Here is a 13,013-nt window from a genome sequence, read left to right as displayed (position 1 = left end):
ACGTGCCTTTCGAGCGTTGCAGTTCGAAATAAGTTCCTTGCTCGCTCAATATATATAAGTAGTGGATCCATATCGACTTTTCTATCGAAATCTGCTTTTCGAAGAAACTAAGACAAGAGTCTCTTGAATGAATGATTTAGCGCTGCTGGCGCGTGCCGAACGTTTCCTCTCGGTATTGCGTCATTGTCAGAAACTGGGGATGCATGTGCACAGTGCCAATGCCGACGGCATGACACTGGTGCTGCCGTATTCGCCCCAGATTGTCGGCAACCCGCAAACCGGGACGTTGCACGGCGGCGCGGTGACCACGCTGATGGACACCACCTGCGGCATGGCCACGCTCTGCGTGTTGCCGGAGTTCGAGGTGTGCCCGACCCTGGACCTGCGCATCGACTACATGCACCCGGGCGAGGCGGGCAAGGACGTCTACGGCTTTGCTCAATGCTACCGGGTCACCCGGGATGTGATCTTCACCCGTGGCTTCGCCTACCAGGATGACCCGGCGCAGCCGATCGCCCAGGTGGTCGGTACCTTCATGCGCCTGGGCAAGAGTATCAAGATAGGTCACGGCGCCCCGATGGCGGCACTTGGGGGGCAGGTATGAACGCCGGCAACTTGCGCGAGCAACTGAACCAGGCCCATGCCAAGGGCGATTATGCGCCGTTGCTGGCATTGATCCCGTACGCCGGGTTGATCGGCATCGAGTGCACGCGCCAGGGCGATGAGCTGCTGTTTCGCCTGCCGGCCAATGCGGACAACATCGGCAACCCGATACTGCCGGCGATCCATGGTGGGGTGATTGCCGGGTTCATGGAGTTGGCTGCGGCGCTGCATGTGCTGATTTTTACTGGCAGCGGCTCGGTTCCGAAAATCATCGATTTCTCCATCGACTACCTGCGTGCCGGGCATGCGCGCGACACCTATGCGCGCTGCCAGTTGTGGCGCCAGGGCCGACGCGTGACCAACGTGGCGATCACTGCCTGGCAAGGTGTAGAAACCGAGCCGATTGCAACGGCACGTGCACATTTCAAGATCGAGGAGCCAGTCAGCACTTGAAATCGTGGCGCAAGCCCCCATTTCGATGTCATCCCGCCGCAAACTGGCAGGGGAGGGACCTTCGGGCCCCCCTGCCAAGCGGCTTATGCCATCTGATTGGAGTTTGATGACCATGAGTGTGGAAACTCAAAAAGAAACCCTGGGCTTCCAGACCGAGGTGAAGCAACTGCTGCACCTCATGATCCATTCGCTGTATTCCAACAAGGAAATCTTCCTTCGCGAATTGATCTCCAACGCCTCCGACGCCGTTGACAAGCTCCGCTTCGAAGCCTTGGCCAAGCCTGAGCTGCTCGAAGGTGGCGCCGAGCTGAAAATCCGTGTGAGCTTCGATAAAGCAGCCAACACCATCACCCTCGAAGACAACGGCATCGGCATGAGCCGCGAGGATGTGATCACTCACCTGGGCACCATCGCCAAGTCTGGCACCGCCGACTTCATGAAGCACCTCAGCGGCGACCAGAAGAAAGACTCGCATCTGATCGGCCAGTTCGGCGTGGGCTTCTATTCGGCCTTTATCGTGGCCGACAAGGTCGATGTGTTCAGCCGTCGTGCCTGTCTTTCGGCTACAGACGGCGTGCACTGGTCCTCCAGGGGCCAGGGCGAGTTCGACGTCGCAACCATTGACAAGGCCGAGCGCGGTACCCGCATCGTCCTGCACCTGAAGAAGGGTGAAGAAGAATTCGCCGATGGCTGGCGCCTGCGCAATATCATCAAGAAATACTCCGACCATATCGCGCTGCCGATCGAGCTGCCTAAAGAACAGGCCGCTGCCGAAGGTCAAGAGCAGCCCGCGCCGGAATGGGAAACCGTCAACCGCGCCAGTGCCCTGTGGACCCGTCCACGCACCGAGGTCAAGGACGAGGAATACCAGGAGTTCTACAAGCACGTCGCCCACGACTTCGAGAACCCGCTGAGCTGGAGCCACAACAAGGTCGAAGGCAAGCTGGAGTACAACTCGCTGCTCTACGTGCCGGCCCGTGCACCGTTCGACCTCTACCAGCGTGAAGCGCCGCGCGGCCTGAAACTGTATGTTCAGCGCGTATTCGTCATGGATCAGGCCGAGTCGTTCCTGCCGCTGTACCTGCGCTTCATCAAGGGCGTGGTCGACTCCAATGACCTGTCGCTGAACGTATCGCGGGAAATCCTGCAAAAAGATCCGATCATCGATTCGATGAAGTCCGCGCTGACCAAGCGTGTCCTGGACATGCTCGAGAAGCTGGCCAGGAACGAGCCGGAGCAATACAAGGGCTTCTGGAAAAACTTTGGCCAGGTCATGAAAGAAGGCCCTGCCGAAGACTTCGCCAACAAGGAGAAGATTGCCGGCCTGCTGCGCTTCGCTTCCACCAGCGACGACAGCGGCGAGCAGAGCGTTGCCCTGGCCGACTACCTGGCGCGGGCCAAGGAAGGTCAGGACAAGATCTACTTCCTCACCGGTGAATCCTACGCGCAGGTCAAGAACAGCCCGCACCTGGAAGTCTTCCGCAAGAAAGGCATCGAAGTGCTGCTGCTGACCGACCGTATCGACGAGTGGCTGATGAGCTACCTCAGCGATTTCGACGGCAAGGGCTTTGTCGACGTGGCGCGTGGCGACCTGGACCTGGGCAAGCTCGACTCCGAAGAGGACAAGCAGGCCCAGGAAGAAGTGGCCAAGAGCAAGGAAGGCCTGGTCGAGCGTCTCAAGTCGGCCCTGGGTGAGTCCGTCAGCGAAGTGCGGGTATCCCACCGCCTGACCGATTCCCCGGCGATCCTGGCCATCGGTGAGCAGGACCTGGGCCTGCAGATGCGTCAGATCCTCGAGGCCAGTGGCCAGAAGGTTCCGGACTCCAAGCCGATCTTCGAATTCAACCCGGCCCACCCGCTGATCGAGAAGCTGGACAACGAGCAGAGCGAAGATCGTTTCGCCGACTTCTCGCACATCCTCTTCGACCAGGCGGCATTGGCGGCGGGCGATAGCCTGAAGGACCCGGCGGCCTATGTGCGTCGGCTGAACAAGCTGCTGGTCGAGTTGTCGGTGTAAACAGTCCTGGAAAAGCCCGCTTCGGCGGGCTTTTTCATAGCTGATTCATGGAATGACGGGAGAGCGCCATGAGCACGGTTACTATCGAGTCACTGGTCTACCAGATCGACGGCAAGCCCTATGAAAGCCGTCTGGTGTTCGACGCCGACATCAAGTCACCACGTCCGGGCCTGCTGATGGCACCGAACTGGATGGGGGTGGGTGAAGGTGCCGAGCGCATTGCCCAGGCGGTGGCGGCGAAAGGGTACGTGGTGTTGATTGCCGACCTGTACGGGCAGGCGGTGCGACCGCAGGATGCCGATCAGGCGGGCGCAGCCATGATGCCGCTGAAAAACGATCGCGCCGAGTTGCGCAAGCGCATGCAAGCGGCCCTGGTGCAATTGCAGGAGCAGGGCACGGCTTCGGTCGACAAGGCGCAACTGGCCACCTTCGGTTTCTGCTTCGGCGGCTGTTGTGCCCTGGAGCTGGCGCGTACCGGTGCGCCGCTCAAGGCAACGGTGTCATTCCACGGTACGCTGGATACACCGAACCCGGCCGACGCCAAGAGCATCAAGGGCTCCGTCTTGGTACTGCATGGCGCCAGCGATCCGCTGGTACCCAAGGAGCAATTGCCGGCCTTCGAGGATGAGATGAATGCGGCAGGTGTCGATTGGCAGCTGACCAGTTATGGTGGTGCGGTGCATTCGTTTACTGATCCGGCGGCGAACGTGCCGGGCATGATGATGTATGACGCCAGGACGGCGGGGCGGGCGTTTCAGGCGATGCATGATTTGTTGGAAGAAGTGTTTAAGGCTTAAGGGCCTCATCGCGGGCAAGCCCGCTCCCACAGGGGGGGGGCGAAGTGTGCTCCGGACCTGTGGGAGCGGGCTTGCCCGCGATAGCGATCTAATTGTCATCACTGTGTCATCCCAGTGTCATAGCCTCGCGCCATCCATTTTCAGGAGCGCACTATGCACCTACCCCGTTTTAGCACCCTGGCAGCATTGATGCTGGTCAGTGGCCTGGCCAGTGCCGAAGTTCGTGTTGAAGGCCCCATCGAATACGGCGTATTCGCCACCCAGTACAAAGACTTCCAGCCCGGTGAGCGCGTGCTCACGCAAAGCAACCAAACCATCGAGCAGACCGATACGGTGCCGGCCAGGCTGGGGGACCAAATTTGGCATGCGCTATAAGCTGCTGAGCAAGGTCGCAGACGACACGCCATTGACGCTGCTGTACCTGACGCCTGGAGTAACGACGCCCGATGGAAAGCGCCATGACAAGTTCGTCGTGGAGCAAAAGCTGGTGCCCGGAGCGCCGCAGGATGTGATGGCCTACGAGTTCACCGAGGCCCATGAGGTGGTGCCGGGGGATTGGCAGTTCATGGTGTTTCAGGGGGATCGGTTGTTGGCGCAGAAGCGGTTTACCGTGCGCTAAGGATCCAAAATCCTGTGACCGCTTTGCGGCCGCAGCAATTTCCGGATCATTGCACAAACAAAAACGCCCCGAACCAGTCGGGGCGTTTTCACATAAGGATCAACGACCCTTATTTACCTTGCCAGCGCTTGAGCACCAGAGTGGCGTTGGTGCCGCCGAAACCGAAGCTGTTGCTCATCACGGTGTCGATCTTGGCATTTTCGATGGTCTTGCTCTGGATCGGCATGTCGGCAACGGCCGGGTCCAGTTCGTCGATGTTGGCGGAACCTGCGATGAAATTGCCTTCCATCATCAGCATGCAGTAGATCGCTTCGTGAACGCCGGCGGCGCCCAGGGAGTGGCCCGACAGGCTCTTGGTGGAGCTGATCGCCGGAGCCTTGTCGCCGAAGACTTCACGCACGCCCTTGATCTCGGCCACGTCGCCAACCGGCGTCGAGGTACCGTGGGTGTTCAGGTAGTCGATCGGAGTGTCGACGGTGGACATCGCCATCTGCATGCAGCGGATCGCGCCTTCGCCGCTCGGGGCGACCATGTCGTAGCCGTCGGACGTTGCGCCGTAGCCAACGATTTCGGCGTAGATCTTCGCGCCGCGGGCCAGAGCGTGTTCCAGCTCTTCGACCACGACCATGCCGCCACCACCGGCGATGACGAAACCGTCACGCTTGGCGTCGTAGGCACGGGAAGCTTTTTCCGGAGTGTCGTTGTACTGGCTCGACAGTGCGCCCATGGCGTCGAACAGGAACGATTGGCTCCAGTGTTCTTCTTCGCCGCCGCCGGCGAAGACGATGTCCTGCTTGCCCATCTGGATCTGTTCCATGGCGGTACCGATGCAGTGAGCACTGGTGGCGCAGGCAGAAGCGATGGAGTAGTTCAGGCCCTTGATCTTGAACGGCGTGGCCAGGCAGGCCGAAACGGTGCTGCTCATGGTCCGCGTGACGCGGTATGGGCCGACGCGCTTGACGCCTTTTTCGCGCAGGATGTCCAGCGCTTCCATCTGGTTCAGGGTCGATGCACCGCCGGAGCCGGCGATCAGGCCGGTGCGCGGGTTGGACACCTGATCTTCGGTCAGGCCCGAATCCTTGATCGCATCCTGCATTGCCAGGTAGGCGTAGGCAGCGGCGTGGCCGACGAAACGGAAAACCTTGCGGTCGATCAGCTCTTCGAGGTTGAGGTCAATGGAGCCGGAAACCTGGCTGCGCAGACCCATTTCGGCATATTCCGGGTTGAAGCGGATGCCAGGGCGGCTTGCACGCAGGTTTGCGGAGACGGTCTCTTTGTCATTGCCCAGGCACGACACGATGCCCAGACCAGTGATAACGACGCGGCGCATGCGAATAACCCTTAGAAGTTGTCAGTGGAAGTGAATACGCCGACCCGAAGGCCTTCGGCGGTGTAGATCTCGCGGCCGTCGACGCTGACCGAGCCATCGGCGATGGCCATGTTCAGCTTGCCGCGCAGAACGCGCTTGATATGAATGTTGTAGGTGACTTTCTTGGCGCTCGGCAGAACCTGGCCGAAGAACTTCACTTCGCCCGAACCCAGGGCGCGGCCACGGCCCGGCAGGCCTTGCCAGCCGAGGAAGAAACCGACCAGTTGCCACATGGCGTCGAGGCCCAGGCAGCCCGGCATCACCGGATCACCTTCGAAGTGGCAGGCGAAGAACCACAGGTCCGGGGTGATATCCAGCTCGGCGACCAATTCACCTTTGCCGTACTTGCCACCCTCAGGACTGATGTGGGTGATGCGATCGACCATCAGCATGTTCGGCGCAGGCAGTTGCGCGTTACCTGGGCCGAACAGCTCACCGCGACTGCAGCGCAACAGGTCTTCCCGGGTAAAGGCGTTTTGTTTGGTCATGCGAGCTCCTCAATAGTCCCTGTGCGGCAGGGGGTCAATCTTCCCGACCGACCCAAAAGCCACAGGCTTGGGGCGGCAGCCTACACATAGACTATTGCGTTGTAGTGAAAGTCACAGCACAGAGGACGAAGATGTACACTTGTGCACTGAAATTATTATTCGGGCGGCTTCGGTAACCCGATCCGGCCTCTAAGACTGCCGCACTTTAGCATTTATCGCCAGCCAAGTCGCCCGGCAGCCAACGCTGAAGTATTTGCTGCAAGTCGATCCGCTTGAATGGTTTGGCCAGATAATCGTTCATGCCCGCCTTCAGGCAGCGCTCGCGGTCGCCTTGCAAGGCATTGGCGGTCAGGGCAATGATCGGCAGGTCGCTGGTTCCCGGCAGCTGGCGAATTCGCTCGGTGGCCTGGTAGCCATCAATCACCGGCAGCCGACAGTCCATCAGGATGGCGGCGAACCGCTGTTGCTGGACCTGATCGATGGCCTGCCCGCCGTCGCCCACCACGCACACGTCAAAACCCAGGCTGCGCAGCATGGCCTCGATCACTGCCTGGTTCACCGGGTTGTCCTCCACCAGCAGGATGCGCCGGCCCTGGCCGTTTTCATTCCATGTGGTGCGGGCGACACTCGGCAATACCGGTTGCTCGCTCAGCGCCAGCGGGATTTCCAGCGTGAACAGCGAGCCCCGGCCTTCTTCACTTTGCGCGCGCAGCGTGCCGCCCATGCGCTCGGCCAGGGTGCGCGCAATCGACAGGCCCAGGCCCGTGCCGCCGTAACGCCGGGAAATCGAGCTGTCGGCCTGCTGGAAGGCGACGAACATCATCTCCAGGCGCTCGGGGCTGATGCCGATGCCGGTGTCGCGAACCGTGCAGGTGAACCAGATCAATTGGTGATCCAATACCTGCCAGTGCGGTTCGATGCGAACGCTGCCCACTTCGGTGAATTTCAGCGCATTGCCGATCAGGTTGACCAGAATTTGCCGGATGCGCGTCGGATCGCCGGCAACGTGCAGTTGTTCGAACCCCGCCGGCATCTGCAGGTCAAGGCTCAGGCCGCGTTGTTGGGCGCTGTGCTGGAAGGCCAGGGCGCAACAGTCGATCAGCTCGGCCAGGTTGAACGGGATGTGCTCAAGCTCAAGCGAGGCGCGTTCGATGCGCGAGAAATCGAGAATGTCATTGATCACTTTGAGCAGGTGTTCGGTCGATTCGGTGGCCAGGGCCGCGTACTCGGTCTGCTCATCGCTCATGGGCGTGGTTTCGAGCAACTGCAACATGCCCAGGACGCCGTTCATCGGCGTACGCAGTTCATGGCTCATCATGGCCAGGAAATCCGTTTTGGCGCTGTTGGCGCGCTCGGCCTCCTCGCGGGTCTGGATCAATTGCGCCATGGCTTGCTGCTGCTCGCGGCTGGCCACTTCCAGGCCGCTGGCCAGGTTGTTGATGTGCTGCGCCAGGGCGCCGAGTTCAGCATCGTTGACAATCGGCAGCGGGGACTTGAAATCGCCTTGCTGGATGGCCTTGACCGCGTGGCCCATGTCGCTGATCGGCTGGGACAGGCTCAGGGCCAGGCGACGCGCCAGCCAGTAGGTGAACAGCAGCGCGAACAACGCGAGAATCGCTGCCTTTAACAGGATTTCCCGTTGACGCTGGTTGAAGGCGTCATTGGACATGCCGACGATCACCCGCCCCAGATAGTCCTCGGCGGTATTCTGCGTCGGCTGGCCGTCGCTCTGCAGGAAGTCGTTCTGCAAGGAAATACGTTGCAGGCGAATCGGCGCCTGGAATACTTCGACCAGTTGGGAGCGTTTCTCGGCTTCGCCGGGTTGCTCGACGTACACCAGGATATGGTTGGCGTTGTCCTGCACCTCGAGAAAGCGCACATGGGGAATGGCCATGGTCGCGCGCATGAGGCTTTCCAGCACGTCGTTGTTGCCGGAAATCACACCGTACTCGGAGGCTGGCGCCAGCTGGTTGGCGATCAGTTGCCCGGTGTGGTTCATTTCCTGGCGCAAATCCTGGATGCGCACGAAGGTAAAGAAACTGATCAGCAGCACGGTCAGCAACAGGGCAGGGCCCAGGCAGATGATCTGGGTGCGGGTCTGGATGTCCCAGCTGGGGCGCAAGGTCATGGAGTGGTTTCTCCTTCAGCCAGGGCCGCGGCGACGGCACGCTCGTCGATCGGTTCGATGCCGAGCGAGCGGGCGACTTGTCGGTTACTCGCCACTTTGAAGTGGTCAGGGTACAGCGCGCGCGGCCAGTTCGAAGCGGGCTGGTCAAGCAAATCGGTGACGATCGCCAGCCAGTCGGCCGGGTCGCTGTAAGTGCTGGCCAGGCTGCCGGCCTTGACGAATGCCAAACTGGGGCCGATCAGTGCCCGTTGCCCGGCGTAGCTGGTGAGCAACAGGTTCTTGGCGGTCTTGGAGTTGTACAGGTCGGCGTCATCCAGGCCCAGGATCACGTCGCTCTGTTTGAGCAGCGCTTGCACGGAGCGATTGTCGGTGGTATCGGCCCAGGACTGGCCGATGATTTCCAGCGCCAGGGGCTGCGCGGCCTTGCGCAACTCCTCCAGCAGAAACGCACTGTTGCGGCCATACAGCACGCCGATGCGCCTGGCCTCGGGCAGAATCTGTCGGATCAGTTTCAACTGACGGTCCGGCGGTGGGTCGCTCCAGAGCAGGGTCAAGCGGGGCGGGCGGTAGCTGCCCAGACGTTGCCTGGCCTGTACCCGACTGATGAGCAACACCAGGGTCGCTGGCCCCCGGGATTCCTGCAGGCGCCAACCGAAACTGGCCGAGTCGAGCAGGATCAGCCGTGTGGCGTCGGGCAGTCGGCCAGGTGCCGGCAGCTCTGCGAGCAGTCTGAAGCGGACCCGATCCTGGGGGCGCTGCCTGGCCAGTTCTGCGGTGAAGGCGCGTATGCCCTGGCTGTCTTCCAGGGCGGTCAGCAGCACTTCGGCAGCCTGTCCGGAGGGAGCCAGCGGCAAGCTCGCCAGGCACAGGCAGCACAGTCGCAACAGCCATCGGCAAAGGGCCATACTAGACCAGCTCGGCGCGTGGCGTCAGTGAGCTGCCGGTCAGGCGGGTATCTTCGAACATGGCGCTGCCTTGTTAACGAGTATCAGCCGCGCATGGTAACTGAGTAACCAAAACTTTCCAGCTACCCACAGTGCAATGACTGCGCTGAATCGGTCATTCGGGCTGGTCGACGCGGTAGCGCTCCGTATAATGCGACGTATCGCCACTTTTTTGGTTTTAATGGATTGAATATGACTGAACAGCAGCCTGTTGCAGTTCTTGGAGGGGGTAGTTTCGGTACCGCCGTGGCGAATCTGTTGGCAGAGAACGGCCTGGGCGTGCGGCAGTGGATGCGTGACCCCGAACAGGCCGAGGCTATGCGCACTCATCGGGAGAACCCGCGCTACCTCAAGGGCGTGAAGGTGCATGCCCTGGTAGAACCGGTAACCGACCTGCTGGCGACCTTGCAGGCCTGCGACCTGATCTTCGTCGCCCTGCCGTCGAGCGCGCTGCGTTCGGTACTGGCGCCGCATGCCCAGTGCCTGAGTGGCAAGTTGCTGGTCAGCCTGACCAAGGGCATCGAGGCCCACAGCTTCAAGCTGATGAGCGAGATCCTCGAGGAAATCGCCCCGCAAGCCCGTGTCGGCGTGCTTTCGGGCCCTAACCTTGCCCGCGAAGTGGCCGAGCACGCGTTGACCGCAACAGTGGTCGCCAGTGAAGACGACGAACTCTGCCAGCGCGTCCAGGAGGCCCTGCACGGGCGCACTTTCCGCGTCTATGCCAGTAACGACCGCTTCGGCGTCGAACTGGGCGGCGCCTTGAAAAACGTCTATGCCATCATCGCCGGCATGGCCGTTGCCCTGGGAATGGGCGAGAACACCAAGAGCATGCTGATTACCCGGGCGCTGGCGGAAATGACCCGCTTTGCCGTGAGCCTGGGCGCCAACCCGATGACCTTCCTGGGGCTGGCCGGGGTCGGCGACCTGATCGTGACCTGCTCTTCGCCCAAGAGTCGCAATTACCAGGTAGGCTTTGCCCTGGGCCAGGGCTTGAGCCTGGAAGAGGCCGTGACCCGCCTCGGTGAAGTCGCCGAAGGTGTCAACACCCTCAAGGTGCTCAAGGCCAGGGCCCAGGAGTTGCAGGTGTACATGCCGCTGGTCGCGGGCTTGCATGCCATCCTGTTCGAAGGGCGCACCCTGAACCAGGTGATCGAGCTGCTCATGCGCGGCGAACCGAAAACCGACATCGACTTTATCTCCACCAGTGGTTTCAACTAAGTCTCAAGGAGCAGGACATGAACGAATCCCCGAAACAGGCAGAACGTGAATCCATTGTGCTGCGCATCCTCTGGATGCTGGTATTCCTGCTGATCTGGCAAGTCGCGCAAACCCTGTTGGGTGGTGTGGTACTGGTGCAGCTGATCTACCGCCTGTTCTACGGCGCACCGAACGCCAGCCTGATGAACTTCGGCGACAGCCTCAGCCAGTTCCTGGCCCAGATCGGCCGCTTCGGCAGCTTTCACAGCGACCAGAAGCCCTGGCCGTTCGCCGACTGGCCAACCCCGCGTGCACCGGAAGGCGAGGCCGCGCACCAGGTACCACCGGCAGCCCATCCGGTGCGGGACGAGGAACCCAAGCTATGAAGCTCTGGGTGCTGCGTCACGGCCAGGCTGAACCGCAGACGCGTACCGATGCCGAGCGCGAGCTGACCGCCCACGGCCGTGAAGAAGTGCTGCGCAGTGCTGGCCATCTGCTGGGCCAACCGCTGCTGGCCATCTTTGCCAGCCCCTTTGTGCGGACCCGGCAGACGGCTGAACTGGTGCACGAAGCCCTGGGCTTCGCCAAGCCGATCACGACGGTGCCCTGGCTGCGGGGCGATACCGATCCCAAGGTGGTCGTTGCCGAGCTGGACGCCCTGGAGAAACGTGGCCTGGAGCATCTGTTGCTGGTCAGCCACCAACCCTTGGTAAGTCTGCTGATCGGGCTGCTCGAAGACGGGCAGTCCCGCGAGCTCCAAAGCATGCACACCGCCAGCCTGGCCGAGCTCGAAGGTGACTGGGTGATGGCCGGGGGCATGCGCCTGTGCGGTATCAGCCACGCCTGATCCGGGGTGCTCCAACCAAGGGTTGCTCGTGCCCACTCGATCGAGTTACAGCAACCCCTGATCCTGTGCCAACCGCACCGCAAGATGGCGGGAGCTCACGCCGAACTTGCGACGGATATTGGCGAGGTGAAAATTGATCGCCGATTCGCTGCAGAACATGATCTTAGCGATCTCCCAGGATGACTTGCCCCTATTGACCCACAGCAGGGTCTGTTTTTCCTTTGCGGTCAATTTGATTTGTGCGCTGGTTTGCGGCAAGACGCCGTCCATGGGGGCATGACTATGAATTGGCCGGGTACTGGAAGTGCTCGAGTAGGGACGATTCAGCATGATGAAACTCCACGTGGCTGAGTGCGGATCCGATCCGTTTGTGCGATCCGATTCGGGAGATACGTGGAGATTTATAACGTTCTTTGAATCGTCTGGAACCTGTCAGAAATACTAGTTCGAAGGGGCTGAAAAGCGCTTCCGGACGAACGGTCATGTCCGTATTGTTGAGTGCAAATCCAGCAAAGAAAAACGCCAGAAAGGTTGTATCTGCAGGGCTCGTTGAAAGATAGTGAGCCCCCGCAAAGGCAATCGCCCTCAAAAAAAACAAGGAACGAAGCATGAGTCTTTGGCGCACCACCCCCAACATCGACCAGATCAACAGCTTGCAGAAAAACACCATTGGCGAGGTGCTGGACATCCGTTTCGAAGCCGCAGACGAGCAGTCGCTGACGGCCAGCATGGTCGTCGACCATCGCACCCATCAACCTTATGGCCTGCTGCATGGCGGTGCCTCGGTGGTGTTGGCCGAAACGGTCGGTTCGATGGCCAGTTACCTGTGCATCGACCCTACCCAGTTTTACTGCGTGGGCCTGGAGATCAACGCCAACCATTTGCGCGGGCTGCGCAGCGGTCGGGTCACGGCCGTGGCGCGGGCGGTGCATATCGGCCGCACCACCCACGTCTGGGACATTCGCTTGAGCAGCGATGAAGGCAAGGCCAGCTGCATTTCTCGCCTGACCATGGCCGTGGTGCCGCTGGGCCAGACGCCGCCTTCACGTTGATAGCTTGATCGACCGTTGATCGGCAAACACGCCCTACCTGTTATTTCTGACAGTTGTGGCGGTTTTGTTGCCTTGCTAGCGTGCAGGCTGCAAGGCAGCGAAGGGCCTGATCTGGGAGATCGACACTCATGAGCGACAGTAAAGCGGCGTTGGCGTGTTCGGAGGATTTGTGGCAATTGCTCAACGAGGTCAACCTCTGCCATGGCTTGAGTTATGACGAGCTTGAAGTGTTGCAGGATACCGCCGATTCCCGGCTCGATTCGCTGGTGCGGCAATATGGCGGCCAGCAGGCGCTGGAGCAGTTCCAGCACGACTGCCGGTGCATGGCCAAGTCCATGCAGACCTCTTGCCAGACTTTGCGCCTGGCCACGCTCAACCCTGAAGAGCGTGGCCGGATATGGGATGCGTTTCAATACCAGATGGCGTACCTGCAAGCCTGCCTGCAGCGCTCTTTCGAACAACCCATGAAGCCATGACCGGCCTGTCATGGCCGATGGCA

Annotated in this window: 14 protein-coding genes and 1 pseudogene; 10 read left to right on the top strand and 5 right to left on the bottom strand. The window is 60.8% G+C overall.

The features are described from left to right. Positions 1-127 precede the first annotated feature (127 nt). The 5 genes and pseudogenes from NVV94_RS17760 (at position 128) to NVV94_RS17740 (ending at position 4,489) form a co-directional block, all read left to right on the top strand. Positions 128-604 carry a PaaI family thioesterase gene (locus NVV94_RS17760; protein ID WP_258443705.1) on the top strand — a complete coding sequence of 159 codons (477 nt, stop codon included), beginning with the start codon at positions 128-130 and terminating at the stop codon, positions 602-604. Continuing rightward, the gene (locus NVV94_RS17755; RefSeq protein ID WP_258443704.1) at positions 601-1,056 is read left to right on the top strand and encodes a PaaI family thioesterase; all 456 of its coding nucleotides are present in this window, start codon (positions 601-603) and stop codon (positions 1,054-1,056) included. Before NVV94_RS17760 ends, NVV94_RS17755 begins: the two co-directional genes overlap by 4 nt. Positions 1,057-1,168: 112 nt before the next feature. Further along, positions 1,169-3,073, top strand: a complete 1,905-nt coding sequence (htpG, locus tag NVV94_RS17750; protein ID WP_258443703.1) for a molecular chaperone HtpG — start codon at positions 1,169-1,171, stop codon at positions 3,071-3,073. 68 nt (positions 3,074-3,141) lie between these two features. Next, positions 3,142-3,870 (top strand): dienelactone hydrolase family protein, encoded by a 729-nt coding sequence (locus tag NVV94_RS17745; protein WP_258443701.1) that lies wholly within the window; start codon positions 3,142-3,144, stop codon positions 3,868-3,870. 153 nt (positions 3,871-4,023) lie between these two features. Then, positions 4,024-4,489, top strand: a pseudogene (locus NVV94_RS17740) (DUF3859 domain-containing protein). A 109-nt stretch (positions 4,490-4,598) separates the two neighbouring features. Here the strand turns inward: NVV94_RS17740 and fabB are convergent. The 4 genes from fabB to NVV94_RS17720 all read right to left on the bottom strand — a co-directional run bounded on the left by fabB (position 4,599) and on the right by NVV94_RS17720 (position 9,379). Beyond that, on the bottom strand, positions 4,599-5,819 hold the full coding sequence (fabB, locus tag NVV94_RS17735) for a beta-ketoacyl-ACP synthase I (RefSeq protein WP_258443699.1): 1,221 nt from the start codon (positions 5,817-5,819) through the stop codon (positions 4,599-4,601). A gap of 11 nt (positions 5,820-5,830) precedes the next feature. After that, positions 5,831-6,346, bottom strand: a complete 516-nt coding sequence (fabA, locus tag NVV94_RS17730) for a 3-hydroxyacyl-[acyl-carrier-protein] dehydratase FabA (protein ID WP_258443698.1) — start codon at positions 6,344-6,346, stop codon at positions 5,831-5,833. Positions 6,347-6,551: 205 nt separating this feature from the next. Next, entirely contained in the window at positions 6,552-8,474 is a 1,923-nt protein-coding gene (locus NVV94_RS17725; protein WP_258443697.1) for an ATP-binding protein, read from the bottom strand. After that, positions 8,471-9,379: an ABC transporter substrate-binding protein gene (locus NVV94_RS17720; RefSeq protein ID WP_258443696.1), complete on the bottom strand. Its 909-nt coding sequence runs from the start codon at positions 9,377-9,379 to the stop codon at positions 8,471-8,473. The genes NVV94_RS17725 and NVV94_RS17720 overlap by 4 nt, the downstream gene beginning before the upstream one ends. A 231-nt stretch (positions 9,380-9,610) precedes the next feature. Between NVV94_RS17720 and NVV94_RS17715 the strand changes: the two genes are divergently transcribed. The 3 genes from NVV94_RS17715 to sixA are packed head-to-tail and all read left to right on the top strand — an operon-like array spanning position 9,611 to position 11,462. Further along, positions 9,611-10,636: an NAD(P)H-dependent glycerol-3-phosphate dehydrogenase gene (locus tag NVV94_RS17715; protein ID WP_258443695.1), complete on the top strand. Its 1,026-nt coding sequence runs from the start codon at positions 9,611-9,613 to the stop codon at positions 10,634-10,636. A gap of 17 nt (positions 10,637-10,653) precedes the next feature. Further along, positions 10,654-11,001 (top strand): DUF4389 domain-containing protein, encoded by a 348-nt coding sequence (locus NVV94_RS17710; RefSeq protein WP_258443693.1) that lies wholly within the window; start codon positions 10,654-10,656, stop codon positions 10,999-11,001. Continuing rightward, positions 10,998-11,462 (top strand): phosphohistidine phosphatase SixA, encoded by a 465-nt coding sequence (gene sixA / locus NVV94_RS17705; protein ID WP_258443691.1) that lies wholly within the window; start codon positions 10,998-11,000, stop codon positions 11,460-11,462. The genes NVV94_RS17710 and sixA overlap by 4 nt, the downstream gene beginning before the upstream one ends. A 45-nt stretch (positions 11,463-11,507) precedes the next feature. Here sixA and NVV94_RS17700 read toward each other — a convergent pair whose 3' ends face one another. Next, the gene (locus NVV94_RS17700; protein WP_258443690.1) at positions 11,508-11,792 is read right to left on the bottom strand and encodes a response regulator transcription factor; all 285 of its coding nucleotides are present in this window, start codon (positions 11,790-11,792) and stop codon (positions 11,508-11,510) included. Between the two features lie 278 nt (positions 11,793-12,070). Between NVV94_RS17700 and NVV94_RS17695 the strand changes: the two genes are divergently transcribed. Together NVV94_RS17695 and NVV94_RS17690 are read left to right on the top strand one after the other, a co-directional pair. Next, entirely contained in the window at positions 12,071-12,514 is a 444-nt protein-coding gene (locus tag NVV94_RS17695; RefSeq protein ID WP_258443689.1) for a hotdog fold thioesterase, read from the top strand. Between the two features lie 128 nt (positions 12,515-12,642). Then, positions 12,643-12,990 (top strand): hypothetical protein, encoded by a 348-nt coding sequence (locus tag NVV94_RS17690; RefSeq protein WP_258443688.1) that lies wholly within the window; start codon positions 12,643-12,645, stop codon positions 12,988-12,990. The last annotated feature ends 23 nt before the right edge of the window (positions 12,991-13,013 follow it).

The organism is Pseudomonas sp. LS1212 (assembly GCF_024741815.1).
Taxonomy (GTDB): Bacteria; Pseudomonadota; Gammaproteobacteria; order Pseudomonadales; family Pseudomonadaceae; genus Aquipseudomonas.
The sequence above is the reverse complement of the archived record's forward strand: the minus strand, read 5'-3'. Positions and strand labels throughout refer to the sequence as shown.

What these genes read in the sequence shown, in the direction of transcription:
- NVV94_RS17715 (WP_258443695.1), top strand. Translation starts at nt 9,611, where the DNA reads ATGACTGAACAGCAGCCTGTTGCAGTTCTTGGAGGGGGTAGTTTCGGT.
- NVV94_RS17700 (WP_258443690.1), bottom strand. Translation starts at nt 11,792, where the DNA reads ATGCTGAATCGTCCCTACTCGAGCACTTCCAGTACCCGGCCAATTCAT.
- htpG (WP_258443703.1), top strand. Translation starts at nt 1,169, where the DNA reads ATGAGTGTGGAAACTCAAAAAGAAACCCTGGGCTTCCAGACCGAGGTG.
- NVV94_RS17755 (WP_258443704.1), top strand. Translation starts at nt 601, where the DNA reads ATGAACGCCGGCAACTTGCGCGAGCAACTGAACCAGGCCCATGCCAAG.
- NVV94_RS17710 (WP_258443693.1), top strand. Translation starts at nt 10,654, where the DNA reads ATGAACGAATCCCCGAAACAGGCAGAACGTGAATCCATTGTGCTGCGC.
- fabA (WP_258443698.1), bottom strand. Translation starts at nt 6,346, where the DNA reads ATGACCAAACAAAACGCCTTTACCCGGGAAGACCTGTTGCGCTGCAGT.
- NVV94_RS17760 (WP_258443705.1), top strand. Translation starts at nt 128, where the DNA reads ATGAATGATTTAGCGCTGCTGGCGCGTGCCGAACGTTTCCTCTCGGTA.
- NVV94_RS17725 (WP_258443697.1), bottom strand. Translation starts at nt 8,474, where the DNA reads ATGACCTTGCGCCCCAGCTGGGACATCCAGACCCGCACCCAGATCATC.
- fabB (WP_258443699.1), bottom strand. Translation starts at nt 5,819, where the DNA reads ATGCGCCGCGTCGTTATCACTGGTCTGGGCATCGTGTCGTGCCTGGGC.
- NVV94_RS17720 (WP_258443696.1), bottom strand. Translation starts at nt 9,379, where the DNA reads ATGGCCCTTTGCCGATGGCTGTTGCGACTGTGCTGCCTGTGCCTGGCG.
- sixA (WP_258443691.1), top strand. Translation starts at nt 10,998, where the DNA reads ATGAAGCTCTGGGTGCTGCGTCACGGCCAGGCTGAACCGCAGACGCGT.
- NVV94_RS17745 (WP_258443701.1), top strand. Translation starts at nt 3,142, where the DNA reads ATGAGCACGGTTACTATCGAGTCACTGGTCTACCAGATCGACGGCAAG.
- NVV94_RS17690 (WP_258443688.1), top strand. Translation starts at nt 12,643, where the DNA reads ATGAGCGACAGTAAAGCGGCGTTGGCGTGTTCGGAGGATTTGTGGCAA.
- NVV94_RS17695 (WP_258443689.1), top strand. Translation starts at nt 12,071, where the DNA reads ATGAGTCTTTGGCGCACCACCCCCAACATCGACCAGATCAACAGCTTG.